The following is a 24,263-nucleotide window of genomic DNA, read 5'->3' on the forward strand; positions in this document are numbered from 1 at the left end:
AAGCCGACAAGGAGTGGACATGGCAAAAGCCGAGGCTGACAACGGTGCAGTTGCATCCGTGAAGGATGGGGCGGCACGGCCGTTTTCGGCTTTCGAACGCATGGTGGCCTGGCGCTACCTGCGTTCGCGCCGCAAGGAAGCCTTCATATCGGTCATCGCAGGCTTCTCGTTCGTTGGCATCATGCTGGGTGTGGCGACGCTGATCATCGTCATGGCGGTGATGAACGGTTTCCGCACCGAACTGATCTCCCGAATTCTCGGCATCAACGGTCACATGATCGTTCAGCCGATCGATCAGCCCTTCAACAATTACGATGAACTGGCGAAGAAGTTTGGCGCTATTCCCGGCGTGACGATGGCCTTGCCGCTCGTGGAAGGCCAGACGCTGGCCTCCGGACGCAACGGCGCAGGCAGCGGTGCTCTGGTGCGTGGCGTGCGTCCGGAAGATCTCGAAAAGATCAAGGAGATATCCAGCAACGTCAAAGCCGGCGATCTCGTCGGCTTTATGTCGGGGCAGGGTGTTCTGGTCGGCTCGAGGCTCGCCGCACAGCTCGGCGTGACGGTGGGAGATCAGATCACCCTCATTTCACCGGAAGGTGACGTGACGCCCATGGGTGTCAATCCGCGGGTAAAGTCCTACCCAATCTCCGGTGTCTTCGAGATTGGTATGTCTGAATATGACGCGTCGATGATCTACATGCCGCTTACCGAAGCGCAGCTCTATTTCAATTCCGAGGGCATCGTCCAATCCATCGAGCTCTTCGTCAGCCATCCCGACGATGTCGATAGCATTCGTCCGCTGGTGGAAACAGCGGCGGGGCGGCAGGTCTATATCACCGACTGGAGACAGCGCAACCAGACCTTCTTCTCAGCGCTTCAGGTGGAGCGCAACGTCATGTTCATGATCCTGACGCTGATCGTTCTGGTCGCCGCGCTCAACATCATTTCCGGCCTCATCATGCTGGTGAAGGACAAGGGCAGCGACATCGCTATTCTGCGCACCATGGGGGCAACCTCCGGCGCTGTCATGCGTATCTTCTTCATGACCGGGGCTGCGATCGGCATCGTCGGCACATTTGCGGGTGTGGCGCTTGGCGTTCTCGTCTGTCTGAATGTGGAATCGATTCGCCAGTTCTTCTCCTGGATTACCGGAACCGTTCTCTTTGATCCGCAGCTCTATTTCCTGAGCCAGCTGCCGGCGGAGATGGATTTGAGCGAAACGATCACCGTCATCGTCATGGCGCTAACCCTGTCCTTCCTGGCAACGATCTTCCCCGCCTGGCGTGCGTCGAAGCTCGACCCCGTCCAGGCCCTGAGATACGAATAGGACCCGCTTCACACCATGGCAAAGAAAATGGCTCTACAGCTTACCGGCGTGGAACGGACCTATGGTCAGGGCGAAACGAGCCTTTCCATTCTGAAAGACGCGAATTTCGAATTGAGAAGCGGCGAGATCGTCGCGCTTGTCGCGCCATCTGGCACGGGCAAGTCGACGCTGCTGCATCTGGCGGGACTGCTGGAGCATCCGGACGCGGGCGAGGTGTTCATCAGTGGCAAGCCCTGCGGTACGCTTTCCGATGAGGAGCGCACTTCCATTCGCCGCAGCGATATCGGCTTCGTCTACCAGTTTCACCATCTGCTTCCGGAGTTCTCGGCACTTGAGAATATCATGATGCCACAGATGATCGCCGGTCTCGCGCCGAAGGAAGCACAGGTGCGGGCCAAGGCGTTGCTGGATTATATGCGCATCGGCCACAGAGGCGATCATCGTCCGGCGGAACTGTCCGGCGGTGAACAGCAGCGCGTGGCGATTGCAAGAGCCGTTGCCAACGCGCCGCTTCTGCTTCTGGCAGATGAACCGACCGGCAATCTCGACCCCGAGACCGCTTCCTACGTTTTCGATGCCTTGGAAGCGCTGGTGCGCCAGTCGGGCCTTGCGGCCCTCATCGCGACTCATAATCACGATCTAGCAGCACGCATGGATCGCCGCGTGACGCTGTCCGAAGGCAAGATCGTCGAGTTCTGATCGATCGCACGATGCGTTGATCCAAAAATGTGAAGGGTCCCTTGTGCGTCTGATAGAACGCACGGCGTTTTAAGTGCCCTTATCCCCATCAACCCCGTCTGGCCCGCCAGGCGGGGTTTTGTTTATGCGTTGATTCGCTTGAGGCGGAACTAAGGAACCGGATTGAGTCGCATTACGTTGGCAATATGCCAGCCCAAAAAAGCTGTTGACACGGAAACAAAATGAGAACAAAGTTGGAACATAACAAGTAAGGAGAGACAAATGACCGATTTTATCCGTGACCTTGCCGCCTTTGCCTCCATCGCTCTCTTTGTTGCGAGCTTCTCTGTAATCCTCACATCCATGTGACTTGAGACCCTTTGGTCTTTCCGGCGATAGCGGTGCACAGGCATCCTTTGCCGGTGGACTTTGCTGCTCGAAGGGATCAAAATCAGCCCGATTCAGAATGACGGGAATGCAGCACAATGGGCGATCATCTTACGGAGCAAAACCACTCGGGCATGCTCTTGAAATCTCCCGGCTTTGTGCACTTGCGTGTTCATTCCGCCTATTCCCTGCTCGAGGGCGCGCTTCCCCTTAAAAAGATCATGGCGAAGGCTGTCGGCGATTCACAGCCTGCCATCGCCATCACGGACACCAACAATCTTTTCGTTGCGCTGGAATTCTCAGAGAAGGCGCGAGAAGAGGGGCTGCAGCCGATCATAGGGTGCCAGCTTTCCATCGACATGCAAGATGCCGTCGAGGACAGGAGAGGCGGCAACAACCTCTCCAAGCTTCCTTCCATCGTGCTGCTTGCCGCAGATGCGGAGGGCTATGAGCGCCTGGTGGATCTGATTAGCCGTGCCTATCTCGATGGCGAGGGCAGTGGTCACGCCGTCAACATTGCCAAGTCTTGGCTGGAGGAGGCCAGCAATGCTGGATTGATCGCATTGACAGGCGCGTCCGGCGGCCCTGTCGATATGGCACTGAGAGAAGGACATGCGGCTCAGGCAAAGAGCCGGCTTCTTGCGCTGAAGGACATATTCGGGGATCGGCTCTATATCGAGTTGCAGCGCCAGGGCAATTTTGACCGTGCCCATGAACGTCGCATGATTGCGCTTGCTTACGAGCACGACATTCCACTCGTCGCAACCAACGAGGCCTTCTTTCCATCCAGGTCAGATTATGAGGCGCACGACGCTCTGATGGCGGTAGCGCACAACGCCATGGTTTCGGATGACAGCCGTTTCCGTCTGACGCCTGACCATTATCTGAAGAGCCGCGACGAGATGGTGGCGCTCTTCAAGGACATTCCCGAGGCAATCGAAAATACCGTCGAGATCGCCCAGCGCTGCTCCTACGTCTTGAAAAAGCGTGGCCCCATTCTGCCGCGCTTTACCGGTGCGAGTGACGACCCGGAAGAGGCAGAACGCGCCGAGTCACTGGAGTTGCGACGCCAGGCTGTCGAAGGGCTGGATATGCGCCTTGCCGCTCTCGGTATGGCCCCTGGCTACACCGAGCAGGAGTATCGGGATCGTCTGGATTTCGAACTCAGCGTTATCGAGCGCATGAAGTTTCCCGGCTACTTCCTGATCGTTGCCGACTTCATCAAATGGGCAAAGCAGCATGATATTCCGGTCGGCCCTGGTCGTGGTTCGGGTGCGGGATCGCTGGTCGCCTATGCGCTGACGATTACCGATGTCGATCCGCTACGCTTCTCGCTGCTCTTCGAACGCTTCCTCAACCCGGAACGCGTGTCGATGCCCGACTTCGATATCGACTTCTGCCAGGATCGCCGCGAAGAGGTGATCCGCTATGTTCAGCGCAAGTATGGGCGTGAGCAGGTGGCGCAGATCATCACCTTCGGTTCGCTCCAGGCACGCGCAGCCTTGCGTGACGTGGGCCGCGTGCTGGAAATGCCTTATGGCCAGGTGGACCGCATCTGTAAGCTTGTGCCGAACAATCCGGCCAACCCCACCCCTCTCTCCAAGGCCATCGAAGAAGAGCCACGTCTTCAGGAAGAGGCGGACAAGGAACCGGTCGTCGCGCGGCTCCTGGATATTGCCCAGAAGATCGAAGGTCTTTATCGCCACGCCTCGACCCACGCCGCCGGTATCGTCATCGGCGACCGCCCGCTGTCGAAGCTTGTCCCGATGTACCGCGATCCGCGCTCCGATATGCCGGTCACTCAATTCAACATGAAATGGGTTGAAAGCGCCGGTCTCGTCAAGTTCGACTTTCTCGGCCTCAAAACCCTGACGGTGCTGAAGGTCGCGGTCGACTTCGTTGCCAAGCGTGGCATCCATGTCGATCTTGCAGCCATTCCGCTGGATGATCAAAAGACGTATGAGATGCTATCGCGTGGCGAGACCATCGGCGTCTTCCAGGTGGAAAGCGCCGGCATGCGCAAGGCGCTGATCGGCATGCGTCCAGACTGCATCGAGGACATTATCGCGCTCGTGGCGCTCTACCGCCCGGGCCCTATGGAGAACATCCCGGTCTATAATGCCCGCAAGCACGGCGAAGAAGAAATCGAGTCGATCCATCCGACGATCGACCACCTCCTGAAGGAGACGCAGGGCGTTATCGTCTACCAGGAACAGGTGATGCAGATCGCCCAGGTTCTGTCCGGCTATTCGCTCGGCGAAGCCGATCTTTTGCGCCGCGCCATGGGCAAGAAGATCAAGGAGGAAATGGACAAGCAGCGCGAGCGCTTCGTTGAAGGTGCGATCCGCAACAATGTGTCCAAGGCCCAGTCCGACACGATCTTCGATCTTCTGGCCAAGTTCGCCAATTACGGCTTCAACAAGTCTCACGCCGCGGCCTATGCGATCGTCTCCTACCAGACCGCCTATATGAAGGCGCATTACCCGGTGGAATTCCTCGCTGCGTCGATGACGCTCGATATGGCGAACACCGAAAAGGTCAACGACTTCCGCCAGGATGCGGCGCGTATGGGGATCGAGATCGTCGCGCCTTCCGTACAGACATCCTTCCGGCGTTTCGAAACCGGTGAGAACCGCATCTATTATTCGCTGGCTGCCTTGAAGGGCGTCGGTGAAGGTGCGGTCGATCACATCGTTGAGGTGCGCGGCGACAAACCTTTCGCCAGCCTCGAGGATTTCTGCCAGCGGATCGATCCGAAGCAGGTCAACCGCCGCGTTCTGGAAAGCCTGATCAATGCCGGTGCCTTCGATAGCTTCGGCAGAGATCGTTCCGAACTGATCGGCGGCCTCGATCGTATCATCGGATATTCCCAGCGTGCGCAGGAAAGCCGAGTCACCGGCCAGCACGACATGTTCGGCTCAGGGGCCGCGACTGGGCCGGAAAAGCTGGTGCTGCCTGCCTATCAGCCCTGGCTCGCCTCGGAAAAGCTACTGCGTGAGTATCAAGTGCTTGGCTTCTATCTCACGGCCCATCCGCTCGACACCTATCGCGCCGTGCTCGACAAGCTTCGGGTGCAAAGCTTTGCCGATTTCTCCGCGGCGGTGAAGCAGGGGGCAACTGTTGGACGCCTCGCCGGCACGGTCACCGGCAAGCAGGAACGCAAGACCCGCACCGGTAACAAGATGGGTATCGTGACCTTTTCGGATGCGTCGGGTCAGTATGAGGCCGTTCTGTTTTCAGAAGGGCTTGGGCAATATCGCGACCTGCTCGAAGTCGGCAAGTCGTTGGTCATTACAGTTCAGGCGGAAGAGCGGCCCGAGGGGATCGGTCTGCGCATCCAGACAGCCCAGTCGCTTGAGGAGAAATCCGTTCAGATGCAGAAGGCGCTCCGCGTCTATGTGCGCGATTCCGGTCCTCTGAAAACCGTTGCGCGACACCTGAATGCCAAGGGCGATGGCTCGGTTTATTTCGTCGTTATCAAAGATGATGGGCAGCGCGAGATCGAAGTTGAACTGACGGAGAAATACCGCATCTCACCGGAGATCGCAGCCGCGCTTCGCTCGGCTCCCGGTGTGGTGGACGTCGAGCTTGTATGATTGATGGGCGGGCGAACATGGTTCACCCGCACCACGATTATTGTATGTTGCGTGAGCCTCTGCAGCGGTTCCGCGAGAACGACGTACGATAAAGCGAAGAGCTCAAGCGTAAGGCACGTATCTGAAAGATTGTGAAGCTTTAGAACAGGCTGTTTGCCGGGTAGGCGTAAGCACCGTTATCGATGAAGCCGTGGCGCGAGAGGCAGGCGCGTAAAGCCGCGTTATGATAATAGGAATTGGTGAATGTCGTGCCGCGTGGTGGCACGCTCGCCTCGACGTTGCATCGTGCAAGCGCGTGGTGGAAGACGTTCAGGATGACGGGGTCGCTATCGACGGCCGGGCCACCGTAGACGCTGTAATTTTTCGGTGCTTCAGCAGCAGACACACAGGCAAGCGCGACGACAGCGGCGCCAAGATATTTCACGTTCATAGGCAGGCTCCCCAAACAGGCTTGATGAGCCTTTAAACGTTAACGCGACGCAGTTGTTCCTTGCGCGGCCGCGCCGGTATCGTCGGCCCGAGGTCGGCACCGATCCTTGAGAGGCGCGATGCCCAGATACCAGCACTGCTTTCTGTATCGAAGCCTCAGTCGCGCGTGATGGTGACGAAGTCAGTGCCTTGACCGGTTTCCAAGCCGTGGCTGAGATCGGAAACGGTGATAGAGCTTCCGACAGCAAGCTGCTCCTCAAGTCGTCCACGAACGTCTGCCGGAATGTCGATACGATCAAGCACCGCGCGCAACTGATCATAACCGCCTGGGGCATCCGCGACGTCGATCCCGAGACGCTTTCGTGCGGCAATTGGGATGTGGTTTTCCAGTGTCAGTCCGTTCCACTCCGCTCTGTCGCCTTCAATGTCGATGACTTCGAAGAAATGCGTACCGAGCGCCACCTGCGGGTCTTTGATGTGGATCGGCGCTTCGAAGAGCGGTTTGAAGTTCTGTCGCACCATGAGTTGCCCATTGGGCGGTGCATCGGCGCCTGTGGATGCATAAAGCGCGTCGAGGAACTCGTCGGTGACGAGGGGGCCGGTGGTCTTGATGCCCTTCCAGCGCTTGTAGCCGTTGACGGCATTGATCGTCATCTGACCCGAATAGCCATCGGCCACACCTGCGTCAAAGCCGATGCTGGTCAACAGACGCTGAACATCCATGATCTTCTCCCGTTCGCCACGCCGGGTAATCAAAATCCGCAGTGGCGCACCTGTCACCTTGGATGTGGCCTCGGCGGGAACGGAGCTGGTCTTCTCATTGACTGCGACTTCCACCAGCTTCAGCGACGCATCGAAGGTGGCAGGCCGCATCTCGATATCGGAAAGCAGACGGCCTTCGTCAGCTGCCTTGGGTTGAAGAAGGGTGGGGTGGTCGATGCGCTGCAGAGAGACATCCGCGCTCGAAATGATCACGTGAACGCCGCGGCTCGTCATGCCGTAAAGCGACTTTGCGAATTTTGCGGGCAGGCGAATGCAGCCATGCGATGCCGGATAATTCGGGACATTTCCCTCATGCAGGGCGATGCCGGACCAGGTCAGCCGCTGCATGAACGGCATGGGGGCCGCAGAATAGATATTCGACTCGTGATATTTGCGCTTATCCAGAATCGAGAAGATGCCGCTCGGCGTCTCGTGGCCGGACTTGCCTGTGGATACGCGCGATGTGGCGACGACCTCTCCGTCTTCATAAAGGGACAGCGACTGGTCGTTCTTCGAGACGACGACCTGCAGACTGCGCGCATCACCGGCGATTGCCGCTTGCACGAGAACGGAGGTGGAAAGGAGACAGGCTCCCACAAAGCTACGCAACATCATGTTTGCTCCAACGCGATACACAACATGCCGCCAAGGAGGCAGCGGCAAGGGAGACTTACGGCGCGCTTGAAACCGCGCCAGTCAGAAGGCCAAGCATAGGCTTGGCTATTTAAGGAAGCTTTTAAATGCGGTCACGAAGCCGTGTGATCACTCATTTTTTCGCGCCGAATGTATAGCCGGTTTCCACCGTGCCCTTGCCGAACTTTTCTCTCAGCTTGTCCATCGCCGCTTCCGCTGCGGCCCTTCTGCCAGCCGTTTTGTCTACAAGATCGGGAGGATCCGCTTGGGCCGGATCGCACAGATCGGTCACGCCAATGCCGATCAGGCGAAATTTCGTGCCGTCCGTTTCTCTTTCCAGAAGCGAAAGGCCTGTCCGAAAAATTCGGTCTGCCAGTTGGGTCGGATCTTCCAGCCTCTTGTTACGCGTGCGGGACTTGAAGTCCGCGGTCTTCATCTTCAACACCACGGTCTGCCCGGCTGTGGCATTCTTTTTCAGCCTCCACGCGACCTTCTCGGACAGGGAGCGCAAGACAGGCACGAGATCTTCATAGCGTGAGATGTCGTTGAAGAAGGTCGTCTCGGCGGAAACGCTTTTTGCCGGATCATTGGTGTGAACCTCACGGTCATCGATGCCGCGCGAAAGCCGATAGAGACGCTGCCCCATCGTGCCGTAACGGCGCATCAGGTCCGTTTCCTCCATCTCCTGCAACTGGGAGATCATGCGAATGCCGTCGGCCTCCAGCGTGGCCGCAAAGGCCTTGCCGACGCCCCAGATGGTGGTGACAGGACGCGTCGCAAGAAAACGGGTGGCCTCCCTTTCACCGATCACAGAGAAGCCGCGGGGCTTTTGCAGGTCGGACGCGACCTTTGCCAGAAACTTGCAATAGGAGAGGCCGACGGAAACCGTGATGCCTATTTCCTTTTCCACCCGGCGTGCAAACTGCGCCAGCACCCGTGCCGGCGGATCGTGGTGCAGTCGCTCGGTACCGGATAGATCAAGAAAGGCCTCATCGATCGAAATCGGCTGCACCAGTGGCGTCAGATCCTGCATCATCATTCGGACCTGGCGCCCGACCTGGCTGTACTTCTCCATATTCGGCTTGATGACCACTGCGTCCGGGCAGGCTTCGAGCGCCTTGAACATCGGCATGGCGGAGCGAACGCCATGGATGCGGGCGATGTAGCATGCCGTGGAAACGACGCCACGCTTGCCGCCACCGATAATCAGCGGCTTGTCGATGAGATCCGGATTGTCGCGTTTCTCCACCGAGGCGTAGAAGGCATCGCAATCGATATGGGCGATGCTGAGATCGTAGAGTTCATCATGGTAGAGGAGGCGGGGGCTGCCGCACTGACGGCATCGTTTTGTTCCCTCCGGCTGGCCAGCCAGACAGTCACGACAGAAACCGGGATGGTCGTTCGACATTGCAGCCATGGCCAAGAAACAAAAAGAGAACGACCATGACCATAGTGGTAAATCAGAAGTCGCTCAAGAGCACGACTTGATGCTATACATCTCAGTAGACCCCGGAATCGAGACCGGGGCCGGAATATTTATGCCACGCGGCCTGCACGTCTTCCGGCTTGAACCCGGAGGCTTCACAAAAAGCCATGAGGTCTGGCTCGTGGTTCATGATGAAATCCGTAAGCCCTGCCAGAAAGCCGGTGTCTTGTATGGCCGCGCGTAGCATGTTTGGCTGCAGTCCGGAGAGCGCCAGAAAGCGGGCGAGAATATCCGGTTCGTTTGCCAACCATCCGAGAATGGCGGCAACGGTTTCTTCGGGGTCTTTGACGACTGGTTTGCCGTATTTCATCTCACACCGCATTTCTTGCCGGAAGTTACCTATTTTTCAACCAAATCGCTTTAACCTCCCTCAACAGGGGATAATGGAATCGGTTCTTCGGCAACTTATATGTCAGGCGGACGGTTTCAAAGCGTAACAAGGACTGCCGCCATGCCCAAACAGGTCATGATAGTTGAAGACAATGAGCTGAACATGAAGCTCTTTCGTGATCTGATTGAGGCATCCGGTTACACGACCATACAGACACGCAATGGTATGGAAGCCCTTGAGCTTGCTCGTAAGCATAGACCCGACCTTATTCTTATGGATATTCAACTACCGGAAGTATCTGGACTTGAAGTCACCCGATGGCTCAAGGAAGATGACGAACTTCATGTGATTCCCGTGATTGCCGTCACAGCCTTTGCTATGAAGGGAGACGAAGAGCGCATCCGCCAAGGTGGTTGCGAAGCTTATGTTTCCAAGCCAATATCTGTTCCGAAGTTTATCGAGACGATCAAGACATATTTGGGCGATGCTTAAGGTAATAGGGGCGACCGAATGACTGCTAGAATCCTGGTCGTCGATGACATTGTAGCCAATGTGAAGTTTCTGGAAGCCCGTTTGCTGGCCGAATACTTCGACGTCGTCTGCGCCGATAATGGCCGTGATGCGCTGGCAATCTGCGCGGATGGTCAGGTCGATGTCATTCTTCTCGATATCATGATGCCGGAAATGGATGGCTTCGAGGTCTGCGAGCGGCTGAAGGCAAACCCGGCGACAGCCCACATTCCCGTCGTCATGGTCACGGCGCTCGATCAGCCGGCCGATCGCGTCCGAGGATTGAAGGCTGGCGCGGATGATTTTCTGACAAAGCCCGTGAACGACCTCCAACTCATTTCGAGGGTCAAGAGCCTTGCGCGTCTCAAGACCATGAGCGACGAGCTGCGCGGTCGTATGATGACCGCAGAAACCATGGGCATCCAGGAATCGATCGGGGTCGACGGCCATATCGAAAAGCCTGGTCGCGTTCTCCTTGTCGATGGCAGGGCCAGCTCGCAGGAGCGTATCGTCAAGGCATTGAAGCCGGTTGGCGAGGTGATCGCTTGGAGCGATCCTGCCAACGTTATTTTCGAGGCCGCGGAAAACGCCTATGACCTCGTCATCATCAATTCCAACTTCGATGACTGCGATCCTCTAAGGCTTTGTTCGCAGTTGCGCTCGCTCGAGCGAACGCGTTTCCTGCCGCTTCTGATCATCACCGAGCAGAACGATGATGCCATGGTGGTCCGGGCGCTGGATCTCGGCGTCAATGATTACATCATTCGTCCGATCGATCCCAATGAGCTGGTGGCGCGCACGCTTTCGCAGATCAAGCGCAAGCGCTTCAATGACAGGCTGCGCGAGAATCTGGCTCAGACCATGGAGCTTGCGGTTATCGATGGGCTCACCGGCCTCAACAACCGCCGCTATCTCGATCTTCATCTAAAGACCTTGTTCAACCGTGCGGCCCTCCGAGGCCGTCATCTGTCCGTCTGCATGACGGATATCGACCGCTTCAAGCAGGTCAATGATCTCTACGGCCACGAGGCCGGCGACGAGGTGCTGCAGGAGTTTGCCGCCCGGTTGCGCTCCACGGTGCGCGGTGCGGATCTGGCCTGCCGTTACGGCGGTGAAGAGTTCGTGGTGGTGATGCCGGACACCTCGGTGGAGGCTGCCTCGGTGGTGGCCGAGTCCCTGCGCTCGATCATTGAGGATACCGTTTTTGTGCTGCGCTCCGGGCAATCCTTGAAGATTACCGCGTCGCTCGGTATCGCTTCGAATGCAACGGGCGTCGAAAGTCCGGAGCAGTTGATGCGACAGGCAGATCGGGCACTCTATGAGGCGAAGAGAAGCGGCCGAAACCGCGTCGTTGCTGCCGCAGCCTGAGTAAAGTTCCAGAGATTGATCGACCCTTGATGCTTCGTCAGTAGCGCGTTGCTGCGGCTAAGCTGGCTTTGCGTCTCTGTCCCGGCATGGCACACTTAACCATATTTCAAAGCAAGAATGGCTGCACCTTAATAAAGTGTTGAACTTTTAGGCGTCTTGAGCGAAACTTTGTTCATACAAATAACTTTATGCCGACATATCAGTTGATAGAAGGCACTAGCACTTTAACAGACCGCTCGGTTCTATTTTCAAGGGAGCCGTGCACGAAATACCCCTTGATGCTCAGGTCCGCCGCATCTCCTGGGTCTTGGGGTCGGTCGGCCGGCGATGCCAATTGATGGTTCCTCGTGCTATCGCGGTTATCCCGGCCGACCCCACGCCATCACGATCTCTCAAGTTACACGTAGTATAACTCGACCGTCTGCGTTGCGCGGCTTCTCTTGACGCGTCCGGCAGCCGTGTCCAGGTCTCGCATTCTAGGATCGGCCTGAAAATACGTTCGCACTTAAAGAATGGTCCAGGCAAAACTGAGCAGCGGTTTTGCGATAAGGGCATGCGACAAAACAATGACCTGAAGCGTAAGGAGCGACTCCGAAAGATCGCGACAGGCTCTAGGTCGAGTTTTTAAACGACCGCCCAAAACCAAAAAACGCGCCTCAAGGGCGCGTTCTTTAAGGAGAAAATCAAGTTGATTACTTGATCTTGGTTTCCTTGAATTCGACGTGCTTGCGAACGACCGGGTCGTACTTGGTCTTCGTCATCTTGTCCGTGAATGTACGGCTGTTCTTCGTGGTGACGTAGAAAGTACCTGTGTCGGCCGTCGACAGCAGCTTGATCTTGATTGTTGTAGCTTTCGCCATGGTCGTCCTGCCTTTAACAAGTAAGTGAGCCGCGGACCTGTTCGATCCCGGCTAAATCTGGCGCGAAACTACGGATCGCGCCCGAAAAGTCAAGTCTGTTTTGAGCCGAAAACCGAACGCCCAATGGAAAGAACGACATAGAAGCCGAAAAACAGCGCCAATGCCCAGGCAAAGCCGTGGCTTCCGGAGATATCCATCGCAATACCAACCGTCTGTGGACCGGCAATCGTGCCCGTCGCATAGCAGAATATGAAGGCCGCATTGGCCGCCACAAGGTCGGACCCAGTGAGTCGCGAACCGAGGTGCGTTAGTCCGACCGTATACATGCCCGAGACGAGGCCGCCCCACAGTAGCAGCAGTACCGCGACCAATATCCAGTTGTTGACGAGGAGCGGCAGCGCGAGCGTGCCGCAAAGACCGATAAAGGCCATGACGCCAAGCAGCAGACGGCGATTGGTGATGCGGTCGGAGAGCAGGCCGATCGGGATCTGGAAGGTCATGTTGCCGATTGCCATGACGGTCAGGAGAAGCGCTGCTTGCGATTCATTAAAGCCTTCACGCGTGGCATAGATCGGGAAGAGCGAGAGCCCACCGGCCTGTACCGCGCCGAAAACGAAGGCGGCAGCAGAGGCCATGGGCACAAGCCAGATATACCGTACGAAATGGTGGGCCGGTTTTTCGTCCAGCGCAGGGCTTTCCTTGCGCGCCAGAAAAATCGGAATTGCAGCCAGGAGGATGATGGCACAGCCGACGAGAAACGGTGTGATGCCCTCACTTCCTACGGTGGAAAACAGGAGGGGTCCGACCGCAAAGCCGACTGCGAGCCCTGTCGCATATACGCCAAGCACGAGCCCGCGTTTGCGCGGCGGCGCTGCGGCATTGATCCAGAATTCCGACAGGATGAAAAGCGTGGTCGTCGCGCCATGAAAGACGATTCTGAGCGGAAACCACATCCAAAAGTCTGCCGCATAATAAAAGCCCATGGCGCTGACGGAGGAGATGACCACCGCCGTCAACATGGTCCTGGCAACGCCGAAGTCATGCGCAAGCTTGCTGGTGATGGGCGCTGCAATCATGGCAGCGACACCGGCCATGGCAGAGTTCAATCCGATCATGCTGGACGAAATGCCCCGACGCTCGAGGATGAGGCTCAAGAGCGGCAATCCGAGGCCGATGGCGATGCCCACGGCGCTGATGGCGGATATGGCGGCAATAAGCGATGGCCAGTGGATATTGTCGGCGTCGCAGTTGGGATGTGACATGGAGACCTTTTACAGAAAGCCGCGAATGAATGTGCCGCGACGCTCGAAGTAAAGTCGCACCCGGCTTTCAAATTGTAGTGGCTGATCACCTATCATGAAGTTTGTGACATCTTCGAGAACCATCCGTGTAATCGCCGCCATGTTCACACCGGAACTGTCGCGCATGTCAAGCCATTGAAGGTCTTGCAGCTCGGCAGAGTCTTTTATATTTGCCGGCTCAATGCCGACGTCGTCGGTGAAGCAGAAAAAGAATCGCGTGTCGAATCGCCTGATGCGCCCCGGCGGCGTGATCGCACGCGCGACATAACGCAGTGGTGAGAGGTCCGGTCCCTGTCGCGCGCGCTCGGTTCGAAAGCAAAGCCCCGTCTCTTCTTCCAATTCGCGCACTGCCGCCAGAGCCAAGGCCCGAGCCCCTGCAACCGTCATGACACGCGAGGCAGAGCGCCTGAGCTTGTCGATAACGAGAGGATCAAGGTCGACACCAAAGGGCAGGGCGTGATCGCGTGGGTCGCGCCGGCCACCGGGAAACACATAGACGTCCGGCATGAAGACGTGGCCGCTGCTGCGCTTGCCGACGAGCACACGTGGAGAGCCGTTCGAACGATCGACCAGGATCAGGCAGGCCGCATCCCTCGGACGCAGGTAGGGTGATTTTTCAGCTTGGGATTCAGCAGGCAAGGGAGTGATCGCCTGTCAGTGTGATGACCCGTCAATCTGCGTCTTCTCAGGCTCATTGCTGAAGCCGTGCATCCTTAGCGCCCATTGCAGGCCAATGACGCCACCCTTGATCGGCTGGATCGTCAGCAAGGCCACGAGAATCGTGATCGGCACCCAGATGGCAAAATGCACCCACATTGGCACCATGAGGATCAGGTCAGTCATCAAAAAGCCGCCCACCGCCACGTGTCCGAGAATCATGATCGAGATATAGGGCGGCAGATCGTCAGATCGCTGGTGATGGAGGTCTTCGCCGCAGGCGGCGCATTGATCCACCGGCTTCAGCCAGGCCTTGAACAACCGACCGGTGCCGCAGGCGGGGCATCGGCACGAGATGCCGCGCATGATCGAGCGTCCCAGCGGACGTTCCTGCTTCTCGCCGCCATAGTGCACTGTCTGCGTCTCGCTCATGACCGTTCCTCCAAATGATTGCGGCGCTGAAGCATCGCTGCAAGATCCTGCTCGATCTCGCTACGAAGCTCGTTCAGCGTTTCCTGCGCGGCGGCCTCGTTCCCGGTGTCGCCGTGCGCCCCCCACCCCGGCGCGCCGTCTTGTGGAAGGATCGTGTTGCTGTGGGCATCTTGCGCCCCTCGCTCAACATCTCAAAGCGGAGCGCGCCTGCCAGCGGTACGGCTTCTGCCAGACGAACCTGAACCGTGTCGCCAAGCTGGAAGCCGAGACCGGTCTTCTCACCCGTCAGTGCCTGATGCGCTTCGTCATAGATGAAGTAGTCGGTCCCAATCGTAGATATAGGAACGAAGCCGTCTGCGCCAAATTGCGGAAGCGCGACAAATAGTCCCGCCTTGGTGACACCCCCGATGCGCCCTTCAAACTCTTCTCCCACGCGCTCGGAAAGATGGTGGGCGATCAGACGGTTGATCGTGTCGCGTTCGGCCGCCATCGCGCGGCGCTCGAAGGTGGAAATTTCGGCGGCGATATCGTCGAGCGTGGCCTCTTCCTGTGGCGTGATGCCGCCTTCGCCAAGTCCCAGAGACCCGACGAGCGCACGATGGACGATCAGGTCGGCATAACGGCGAATGGGGGAGGTGAAGTGGGCGTACTTCATCAGGTTCAGACCGAAGTGCCCGATATTCTCGGGGCTGTAGATCGCCTGGCTCTGGGAGCGCAACACCATCTCGTTGACCATGATCTGATGTTCAGTGTCTTGCGCGCGTGCCAGAATTCCGTTGAAGGAATTGGCGCGAACCTCTCCGCCCTTGGCCATGGAGATACCAAGCGTCGCGAGGAATTCACGCAGCGTCTCCTGTTTGGCAAGCGTGGGGGCATCATGAATGCGGTAGACGAGCGGCTGTTTCTTCTTTTCCAACGTTTCTGCGGCTGCGACGTTGGCCTGGATCATCATTTCTTCGATCAACTTATGGGCGTCGAGACGTTCGGGAATGATGACCTTGTCCACGGTGCCGTCGGCACGCAGCAGAATCTTGCGCTCGGGCATGTCGAGTTCGAGCGGCTGGCGACGGTCGCGACCACGCTTCATCACCTCATAGGCATGCCAGAGAGGCTTCAGGATCGGCTCAAGCATCGGGCCGGTCTTGTCATCAGGCTTGCCATCGATGGCCGCCTGCGCCTGCTGATAGGAGAGCTTGGCCGCACTCTTCATCATGATGCGATGGAAGGTGTGAGACGCCTTGCGGCCTTCCTTCGAAAACACCATGCGCACCGCAAGGGCAGGGCGATCGACACCTTCCTTCAGTGAGCAGAGATCGTTGGAAATCCGTTCCGGCAGCATCGGGACGACGCGGTCGGGGAAGTAGACGGAGTTGCCGCGCTTAAGCGCTTCGCGATCGAGCGGCGCACCCGAGCGCACGTAGTAAGAGACATCGGCAATCGCAACGGTGACGATCACGCCATCGGGGTTGTCCGGCGACGGATCGGGCTCCGCATAGACGGCATCGTCATGGTCCTTGGCGTCCGCCGGGTCGATGGTGATGAGCGGCAGATCGCGCCAGTCTTCCCGATGCGCCATGCTGGCGGGCTTCGCCTTATCGGCTTCTGCAAGAACATCCTGCGGGAAGATATGCGGGATGCCGTGCCCGTAGATCGCGATCATCGAAATGGCTTTTTCCGACGCGACCGAGCCGATGACGGAAAGCACACTGGCGCGCTTCAGACCGTAGCGCCCGCTGTTGCGCGAGACTTCGACTTCGATCAGATCGCCATCCTTGGCATCGTTGACGCCATCGGGGTCGATCACCAGTTCTTCGCCGCGCCGGTCCACCGGCATCAAACGACCACCGCCGCCCGGGTTTTCCTTGAAGACACCGATCAGCGCATTTTGGCGGCGATCAATAAGCTTGATGACGCGGGCGGTATAGGCCGGCCCGGCACGATCCTTGGAGGGGAAAATCTTGGCAAGCACACGGTCATTCAAACCGGCCGCCGGTCCTTTTTTGCCGCGGTCCTGCGATGACTGGCGGATAAGGACGGCGGGTGCCGCACCCTGATCTTCCGGCCACTCTGCAGGGCGGCCGATCAATTCGCCATCCTTGTCACGCGTGGTGATATCGAGAACCGTGACAGGCGGCAGGCCGCCTGGTCGCATCAGCGACTTGCGGTTCTTCTGCACCATGCCGTCAACTTCAAGTTCCTTCAACAGCGCCTTCAGCACCACGCGGCTGTCGCCCTTCAGGCCAAAAGCCTTGGCGATCTCGCGTTTGGAGGCCTGTTGCGGATGTTCGGCAATGAACTTCAGCAGCACTTCGCGCGAAGGCACTTCTCCATGGATGATGCCTTCGCCTTGGTTCACGCGCTTTGAGCGAGCGGTGCGTCCGAAACCGTCATTGGCGGAATTCTGTTTCTGACGCGGTGTCTTGCTCACGATGCTGCCTTCTTGGTTTTTGCTGCTGTCTTGGGCTTTGCCGCTGCCTTAGGCTTGGCCGCAGCCTTGGTCTTGCTTGCCGCTTTTGCCTTTGTCGGCTTGGCGTCTGCATCGCCTTCGGTCTTCTTCTTTGCCGGAGCCTTCTTGGCCTTGACCGGCTTGCCGCCGGTCTTGGCAATGCGCTCTGCAATCAGCACCAGCGCTTCGTCCAGCGTCACCGTATCGGGAGCTTGCGCCTTGGGGATCGTCGCATTGACCTTGCCCCAGTTCACATAGGGACCAAAACGGCCGTCGCGAACGGTAATGGCGCCGCCATCGGGATGGTCACCAAGCGACTTGAGCGCAGCAGGCGTGGAGGAGCGTCCACGACCGGGCGCTGCCTTCTTCTCGGCAATCACCGTCACGGCGCGATTGAGGCCGATGGAGAACACGTCTTCCACGCTCTCCAGATTGGCGTAGCCGCCATCATGCATCAGGAAGGGACCATAGCGGCCTATGCCGGCCGAAATCATCTTGCCGGTTTCCGGATGCTTGCCGATGTCGCGCGGCAGGTTGATCAGCGCCAGCGCCTTCTCATGATCGATTTCTTCAGGCTTCCAGCCCTTTGGCAGGGATGCGCGCTTGGCTTCCTTGCCGTCGCCACGCTGGATATAGGGCCCGAAGCGACCGGAGCGGAGCGTCAATTCTTCGCCCGTCATCGGATCGGCGCCAAGCGCCTTCGGCTCGTTCAGCGCTGCGGCTTCGGATTCCGCGCCATCCGAGGTCAGCTGGCGGGTATAGTTGCAGTCAGGATAGTTCGAGCAACCGACGAAGGCACCGTATTTGCCGAGCTTCAGAGACAGGTTGCCGGTACCGCAGACCTGGCAGATGCGCGGATCGGAGCCGTCTTCGCGCTTGGGAAACACCAGCGGTGCAAGCACTTCGTTCAACGCGTCGAGTACGTTGGTGACGCGCAGTTCCTTGGTGTCTTCGATCTGGGCGAAGAAGTCCTTCCAGAAGTCGCGGAGAACCTGCTTCCAATCGAGTTCGCCGGCCGAAATCCGGTCGAGCTTCTCTTCCAGGTCGGCCGTGAAATCATATTCCACATAGCGGGTGAAGAAGCTTTCGAGGAAAGCCGTCACGAGCCGACCGCGCGAATGCGGGATCAGCTTGCGCTTGTCGACGACGATATATTCGCGGTCGCTGAGTGTCTTCAGCGTCGCGGCATAGGTGGAAGGACGACCGATGCCGAGCTCTTCCATCTTCTTGATGAGCGATGCTTCGGAATAGCGTGGCGGCGGCTCGGTGAAGTGCTGGCTCGCATTGATCTTCTGCTTGGCGAGGTTCTCACTGGCATTGATCTGCGGCAGACGTCCACCGTCTTCGCTATCGTCGCTCTGTTCGCCGTCTTCCTTCTGGTCCGTATAGGCGGCAATAAAGCCATCGAAACGGATGACGGAGCCGACGGCGCGAAGACCGGCCTTCTCGCCCTTGTTTTGGGCAAGGATTTCAACCGTTGTGCGCTCGATCTCGGCCGAAGCCATCTGGCTTGCAATGCCGCGCTTCCAGACAAGGTCGTAGAGACGAAGCTGATCGGAATCGAGGTAACGCTTCACCTTGTCCGGCGACCGATTGAAGTCCGTCGGGCGGATCGCCTCGTGGGCTTCCTGGGCGTTCTTGGCCTTGGTCGAATAGAAACGCGCCTTCTCCGGCACGTAGCGATCGCCGAACTGGTCGCCGATGGCGCTGCGTGCGGCGTCGATCGCTTCCGGCGCCATCTGCACACCGTCGGTACGCATATAGGTGATCAGACCGACGGTCTCGCCACCGATATCGATACCCTCATAAAGTCTTTGCGCCACCTGCATGGTCCGCGAGGCGGAGAAGCCGAGGCGCGAAGACGCGGCCTGCTGCAGCGTGGAGGTGGTGAAGGGCGGGCCGGGATTGCGCTTGACGGGCTTTGCCTCGACCGTCTCGACACCATAGCTTGCGCCTTCGAGCAACGTCTTTAGCCGGGTCGCATCGTCACCGGTCTTGATGGACTTGCCCTGCAGGCGCTTGCCGTCTGCGGATACGAGCTTTGCTTCGAACTCGTCACCGCGCGGTGTCTTCAGAAGGGCTGAAATGTTCCAGTATTCTTCCGATACGAAGCGCTCGATCTCCGATTCACGGTCGCAGACCAGGCGGAGCGCCACGGACTGCACACGTCCAGCCGAGCGGGCACCAGGCAGCTTGCGCCAGAGAACCGGTGAGAGATTGAAGCCGACCAGATAATCAAGTGCGCGGCGGGCGAGATAGGCATCGACGAGCGGAATGTCGATGTCGCGCGGCTCAGCCATCGCATCCAGAACGGCCTTCTTGGTAATGGCGTTGAACACCACGCGCTTGACCGGCTTGTCGCCCAGAACCTTCTTCTTTTTTAGAAGATCGAGAACGTGCCAGGAAATCGCTTCACCTTCGCGATCAGGGTCGGTTGCCAGAAACAGGCCGTCGGACGCCTTTACGGCATCGGCGATATCTTTCATGCGTTTCTGTGAGGCAGGATCGACCTCCCAGGACATTTCGAAATCCTGGTCGGGAAGAACAGAACCATCCTTGGCGGGAAGATCCCGAACGTGGCCGAACGATGCAAGAACCTTATAGCCGGGGCCAAGATACTTGTTGATCGTCTTGGCTTTTGCCGGAGACTCTACGACGACGACATTCATATTTTTTTCTCTGGAAACATGTCCGTTAACCGGCATCGTCGCTGATTCCGCACGCAACAACGCCTTCCTTTTATTTCGACATGGACAGGTAATGCGCTGCGGTCAAGGGGGAACGCCTGTTTTTCTGTCTTCATGCCCATATGCAACTTCTGGAATTTTTCTAATGGAAAGACAATTTTTGATTGGCGGAATGCTCCTGTCCGCCATCGGGCGGAAGCTTCCCTTGAGCGACCCCTTGGCGTCTCAATCCGCCATGATCATCGAAATTCGTCCGCCCGAGTGCCGGTTCAATTTTCCGGCAATATCGAGTTCGAGAAGCAGAAGATAGACAGTTGCCGCAGGCAAACCCGTGTGGCGGATGATGTCGTCGGTTTCGACCGGCGAGGGGCCGAGCGCCTCGGCAAGGATGGCGCGCTCCTTGTCTCCTGCGCGGTCTCCGGTTTGAGAGATGGGTTGATCCCCGGTGTCTTCTCGGACGACGTGCTGCAGGTCGAGTCGCGGCTCCATCATCGGCGAGAGTGCATCGAGAATATCGGCCGCTTCCGTCACTAGTGTGGCGCCGTCCTTGATCAACCGGTTGGTGCCATGGCAGCGAGAATCGAGTGGCGAGCCGGGCACCGCAAAAACGAGCCGGCCAAAATCGCCAGCCAGCCGTGCAGTGATGAGAGAGCCGGAGCGTTCAGCCGCCTCAACGATCAGCACGCCGAGGGACACGCCTGCAATCAACCTGTTGCGCCGTGGAAAATCGCGCGCACGCGGCTCCCAGCCAAACGGCATTTCGCTGATGGTCGCACCGCCGTTGGCGTAGATATCGTCCAGCAGGCGGAAATTCTCGGGTGGGTAGGGCTTGTCGAGTCCACCAGCCAGCATGGCGACGGTACCGGTTGACAGGCTGGCGGCGTGAGCGGCGGCGTCGATGCCACGTGCAAGACCGGAAGCAATGGTGTAACCCGCCTGTCCGCATTGCCGTGCCAGCATTGCCGCAAACTTCGCGCCGTTGATCGAGGCGTTGCGGGAGCCGACGATTCCAAGCGACGGGCGGATGACGGTGGCACTCGAACCCTTCATAGCGATCAAGGGCGGTGCGCCGTCTATCTCTCGCAAAGCGGGCGGGTAGTCCGGCTCGCCGATGCCGACGAAGCGGGCGCCAAACCGTGTTGCGGTTTCCATCTCGCGCTCGGCCTGAGCAAGTGTCGCGATGCGTGGGCTGCGCGCCGCGCCGCCGCGACGGGAAAGATCGGGCAGGGCATCCAGCGCCGCTTCAGCACTGCCGAAGTGATTGATCAGATCGCGGAAGGTGACGGGACCGATATTGTCGCTGCGGATCAGCCGCAACCAGGAAAGCTTCTGCTTCTCCGTCAGGGCGATGCCGCTTTTCGTCTCGCCATCACGCGACATATCTGCCCCCAAACCTTCGAGACAATTGCGTCTCAGCCCTTCTTGCCGATCTTGCTTTCCGTACCGGCCAAGAGCCGCTTGATGTTTTCGCGGTGCATGTACCAGGAAATGATGCTGAGAACCGTAACCAGAAGCGCGGTCTTTTCCGGTCCCAAAATCCACAGGACGATCGGGATGACGAGCATCGCGACCAGCGCCGAGAGGGAGGAATATTTGGTAACGAAGGCGGTGATCAGCCAGATGGCGGCGAAAAGCAGCATCATCAGCGGAGCGGCGCCGAGCAGCACGCCGATATAGGTCGCCACACCCTTGCCGCCCTTGAAGCCGAGCCAGACCGGGAAGAGGTGGCCGAGAAAGGCGAAGAAGCCCGCCACCAGCGAGGCCTCATATCCCCAGAGCGCATTGGCGATCAGCACCGCTGCCGTGCCCTTGAAAGCATCGCAGAGAAGGGTTGCCGCGGCGAGCTTCTTATTGCCGGTCCGCAGCACGTTTGTCGCGCCAATGTTTCCCGAGCCGATCTGGCGAACGTCGCCGAGACCCGCCGCCCGCGTCAGAAGCAGGCCGAAGGGAATGGAGCCGAGCAGGTAGCCGATAACAGCCGCAGCCAAGAGAAATGCCGGCGCTGTCTCCCAAACGGTCAATGCAGTCATGTTTATGTCCCCTCTTCAGGTGCGTCTTTGCGCACCACCATTTTTACTGCAGTGAATGAACAAGCTTGCCCGCAACATATGTGCTGACAGCGCGACCGCTGAAACGTGCATCTTCGAATGGTGTGTTCTTAGAACGCGATACCAGCTTCTTTTCCGAAACCAGCCATGGTTCATCGAGATCGATCAGTGTGATATCGGCCTTGGCGCCGGGCTTCAGCGTTCCGGCATCCAGTCCGAAAATCTGCGCCGGTCGCGTCGAAAGCGCGTCGATCAGGAGCATCAGCGGCACCTGATCACTGTGATACAGCCGAAGCGCTGCGGCCAACATGGTCTCCAGCCCGATCGCACCGCTTGCCGCATCCGAGAAGGGCAGGCGCTTGGTGTCGACATCCTGCGGATCATGCGACGAGACGATGATATCGATCGTCCCTTGCTTCAATGCCTCGACCATGGCGACACGATCGTCTTCCGACCGCAGTGGTGGCGAAAGTTTGAAGAAGGTGCGGTATTCGCCGATGTCGTTTTCGTTGAGCGTCAAATGATTGATCGAAATGCCGCAGGTTGCCTTCACGCCGCGGGCTCTCGCAAGCTTGATGGCCTCTGCCGATTCCGGCACGGAAATTTTGGCGGCATGATAGTTGGCGCGCGTCAGTGCCGCGATGCGCAGGTCGCGTTCGAGCGGAATGATTTCGGCTTCCTTTGGAATGCCGGGAAGACCGAGCCAGCTTGCCAGCAGCCCCTCATTCATATCGCCGTTGCCGATATATTTGTCGCGGGTCTCCAGCGAAATGACGGCCCCAAGCTCGCGGGCATAGGTCATGGCACGGCGGAGCACCAGCGTATCGGAAAGCGCCTTGCGGCCATTGGTAAAGGCAACCGCACCGGCTTCCTTCAGCATGCCAAACTCGGTCATTTCCTCGCCTAGCAGACCCTTCGTCAGAGCCGCTGCCGGATGCACGTTGACGACGGCCTTGTCGCGCGCGGTCTTCTTGACATACTCCACCAGCGCAATGTCATCGATGACCGGATCCGTATCCGGCATCATGATGAAACTGGTCACGCCGCCTGCGGCGGCCGCACGCGAGGCGGATTCGATTGTTTCGCGGTGCTCGGCGCCGGGCTCTCCGACGAAGACGCGCGCATCCACGAGCCCTGGAACGGCAACCAGCCCCTTCGCATCACGCACCGTCGCGCCGTCCGGCGTGCCTTGGTTTTGCGCATCCTTGCCAGCCGCGAGGATCGTTCCATCAGCGCCGATGATGATCGTTCCAGTCTCGTCGAGATTGCGCGACGGGTCGACGATACGCACATTGTTGAGGACGGTCGCGGCACTCATACGCGCTCTCCCATGTTTTGAGAAAGGAGAAGGGTTTCCATCACCGCCATGCGCACGGCGACGCCCATCTCCACCTGGGCTTCGATGACGCTTTGCGGTCCATCGGCCACTTCCGAGGAGATTTCCACGCCGCGGTTCATCGGACCGGGATGCATGACGAGTGCATCTTCCTTGGCGGCTTTGAGCTTTTCCGCATCGAGGCCGTAATAATGGAAATACTCGCGGATCGAAGGCACGAAGGATCCCGCCATGCGCTCGCGCTGCAGGCGCAGCATCATGACCACATCGGCGCCCTTCAGGCCTTCCTTCATGTCGTGATAGACTTCCACGCTCATGTCGGCGATGCCGGAGGGCAGCAGCGTCGGCGGAGCGACGACACGCACCCGCGCACCCATCTGATTCAGGAGGATGATGTTGGAGCGGGCTACGCGCGAATGCAGCACGTCACCGCAAATGGCGACCGTGATACCAGAGATACTGCCCTTGGCGCGGCGGATCGTCAGCGCATCGAGAAGCGCTTGCGTCGGATGCTCATGCTGGCCGTCGCCGGCATTGACAACCGAGCAGGCAACCTTCTGCGCCAGAAGCGCTGCCGCACCGGCGGATGAATGGCGCACGATCAAAACGTCAGGGCGCATGGCGTTCAGCGTCATTGCGGTATCGATCAGCGTTTCGCCCTTCTTCACCGAAGAGTTACCGACCGACATGTTCATCACGTCCGCGCCCAGCCGTTTGCCGGCCAGTTCGAAGGAGGATTGCGTGCGGGTCGAGGCTTCGAAGAACAGGTTGATCTGTGTCAGACCGCGAAGCGTCGACGTCTTCTTTTCACGCTGGCGGCTGATCTTCACGGCCTCGTCGGCCTTGTCGAGAAGAAGCGTGATATCCTGATGGGAAAGCCCCTTGATGCCAAGAAGATGGCGGTGGGGAAAATAGACCATGGAACTGTCCTCCGGGCCGGAATAGTCAGTCGCGGTCTATAAAGACAGGTGGCTTTGTCGGCAAGCATG

The 24,263-nt window shown here is 58.5% G+C and carries 19 protein-coding genes; 5 read left to right on the top strand and 14 right to left on the bottom strand.

Features of this window, described 5'->3' with window-relative positions; genetic code table 11:
- The first annotated feature begins 19 nt into the window (after positions 1–19).
- The 3 genes from ACTJKV_RS09420 to dnaE all read left to right on the top strand — a co-directional run bounded on the left by ACTJKV_RS09420 (position 20) and on the right by dnaE (position 5,988).
- Positions 20–1,327 carry a lipoprotein-releasing ABC transporter permease subunit gene (locus ACTJKV_RS09420; RefSeq protein WP_062437764.1) on the top strand — a complete coding sequence of 436 codons (1,308 nt, stop codon included), beginning with the start codon at positions 20–22 and terminating at the stop codon, positions 1,325–1,327.
- A 15-nt stretch (positions 1,328–1,342) separates the two neighbouring features.
- Positions 1,343–2,026, top strand: coding sequence for an ABC transporter ATP-binding protein (locus ACTJKV_RS09425; protein WP_062437763.1), 684 nt, complete (start codon positions 1,343–1,345; stop codon positions 2,024–2,026).
- A 464-nt stretch (positions 2,027–2,490) separates the two neighbouring features.
- Positions 2,491–5,988: a DNA polymerase III subunit alpha gene (dnaE, locus tag ACTJKV_RS09430; protein WP_274103705.1), complete on the top strand. Its 3,498-nt coding sequence runs from the start codon at positions 2,491–2,493 to the stop codon at positions 5,986–5,988.
- A 139-nt stretch (positions 5,989–6,127) separates the two neighbouring features.
- On the opposite strand, the gene ACTJKV_RS09435 is transcribed toward dnaE, so the two are convergent.
- The 4 genes from ACTJKV_RS09435 to ACTJKV_RS09450 all read right to left on the bottom strand — a co-directional run bounded on the left by ACTJKV_RS09435 (position 6,128) and on the right by ACTJKV_RS09450 (position 9,620).
- Positions 6,128–6,418, bottom strand: a complete 291-nt coding sequence (locus ACTJKV_RS09435; protein WP_440598629.1) for a hypothetical protein — start codon at positions 6,416–6,418, stop codon at positions 6,128–6,130.
- Positions 6,419–6,573: 155 nt separating this feature from the next.
- Positions 6,574–7,794, bottom strand: coding sequence for a L,D-transpeptidase family protein (locus tag ACTJKV_RS09440; protein WP_440598630.1), 1,221 nt, complete (start codon positions 7,792–7,794; stop codon positions 6,574–6,576).
- Positions 7,795–7,945: 151 nt separating this feature from the next.
- Positions 7,946–9,220, bottom strand: coding sequence for a DNA polymerase IV (locus tag ACTJKV_RS09445; protein WP_440598631.1), 1,275 nt, complete (start codon positions 9,218–9,220; stop codon positions 7,946–7,948).
- Positions 9,221–9,311: 91 nt separating this feature from the next.
- Positions 9,312–9,620, bottom strand: a complete 309-nt coding sequence (locus ACTJKV_RS09450; protein WP_062425521.1) for a DUF3572 domain-containing protein — start codon at positions 9,618–9,620, stop codon at positions 9,312–9,314.
- A gap of 129 nt (positions 9,621–9,749) precedes the next feature.
- Here ACTJKV_RS09450 and ACTJKV_RS09455 point away from each other — a divergent pair, with 129 nt between their 5' ends.
- Positions 9,750–10,121 (top strand): response regulator, encoded by a 372-nt coding sequence (locus ACTJKV_RS09455; protein ID WP_062425520.1) that lies wholly within the window; start codon positions 9,750–9,752, stop codon positions 10,119–10,121.
- Positions 10,122–10,139: 18 nt separating this feature from the next.
- Positions 10,140–11,507, top strand: coding sequence for a PleD family two-component system response regulator (locus ACTJKV_RS09460; RefSeq protein WP_112952412.1), 1,368 nt, complete (start codon positions 10,140–10,142; stop codon positions 11,505–11,507).
- Between the two features lie 692 nt (positions 11,508–12,199).
- On the opposite strand, the gene rpmG is transcribed toward ACTJKV_RS09460, so the two are convergent.
- From rpmG to ACTJKV_RS09510, 10 genes are all read right to left on the bottom strand, one after another.
- Entirely contained in the window at positions 12,200–12,367 is a 168-nt protein-coding gene (gene rpmG, locus ACTJKV_RS09465) for a 50S ribosomal protein L33 (RefSeq protein ID WP_003496403.1), read from the bottom strand.
- Between the two features lie 89 nt (positions 12,368–12,456).
- Complete coding sequence (locus tag ACTJKV_RS09470; protein ID WP_274103700.1) at positions 12,457–13,629, bottom strand: MFS transporter; 1,173 nt, start codon at positions 13,627–13,629, stop codon at positions 12,457–12,459.
- A 9-nt stretch (positions 13,630–13,638) separates the two neighbouring features.
- Entirely contained in the window at positions 13,639–14,316 is a 678-nt protein-coding gene (locus tag ACTJKV_RS09475; protein ID WP_274103801.1) for an NUDIX hydrolase, read from the bottom strand.
- Between the two features lie 6 nt (positions 14,317–14,322).
- Entirely contained in the window at positions 14,323–14,757 is a 435-nt protein-coding gene (locus tag ACTJKV_RS09480; RefSeq protein ID WP_274103699.1) for a DUF983 domain-containing protein, read from the bottom strand.
- Between the two features lie 73 nt (positions 14,758–14,830).
- Complete coding sequence (rnr, locus tag ACTJKV_RS09485) at positions 14,831–17,185, bottom strand: ribonuclease R (RefSeq protein ID WP_274103698.1); 2,355 nt, start codon at positions 17,183–17,185, stop codon at positions 14,831–14,833.
- On the bottom strand, positions 17,182–19,872 hold the full coding sequence (gene topA / locus ACTJKV_RS09490; protein ID WP_274103697.1) for a type I DNA topoisomerase: 2,691 nt from the start codon (positions 19,870–19,872) through the stop codon (positions 17,182–17,184). Before topA ends, rnr begins: the two co-directional genes overlap by 4 nt.
- A 243-nt stretch (positions 19,873–20,115) precedes the next feature.
- Positions 20,116–21,270, bottom strand: coding sequence for a DNA-processing protein DprA (dprA, locus tag ACTJKV_RS09495; protein WP_274103696.1), 1,155 nt, complete (start codon positions 21,268–21,270; stop codon positions 20,116–20,118).
- A 32-nt stretch (positions 21,271–21,302) separates the two neighbouring features.
- On the bottom strand, positions 21,303–21,920 hold the full coding sequence (plsY, locus tag ACTJKV_RS09500) for a glycerol-3-phosphate 1-O-acyltransferase PlsY (protein WP_062598157.1): 618 nt from the start codon (positions 21,918–21,920) through the stop codon (positions 21,303–21,305).
- Between the two features lie 43 nt (positions 21,921–21,963).
- Positions 21,964–23,256, bottom strand: a complete 1,293-nt coding sequence (locus tag ACTJKV_RS09505) for a dihydroorotase (protein ID WP_274103694.1) — start codon at positions 23,254–23,256, stop codon at positions 21,964–21,966.
- Positions 23,253–24,194 (bottom strand): aspartate carbamoyltransferase catalytic subunit, encoded by a 942-nt coding sequence (locus ACTJKV_RS09510; protein ID WP_274103692.1) that lies wholly within the window; start codon positions 24,192–24,194, stop codon positions 23,253–23,255. The genes ACTJKV_RS09505 and ACTJKV_RS09510 overlap by 4 nt, the downstream gene beginning before the upstream one ends.
- Positions 24,195–24,263: the final 69 nt, after the last annotated feature.

The organism is Agrobacterium sp. 22117 (assembly GCF_052045735.1).
Lineage (GTDB): Bacteria > Pseudomonadota > Alphaproteobacteria > Rhizobiales > Rhizobiaceae > Agrobacterium > Agrobacterium cavarae.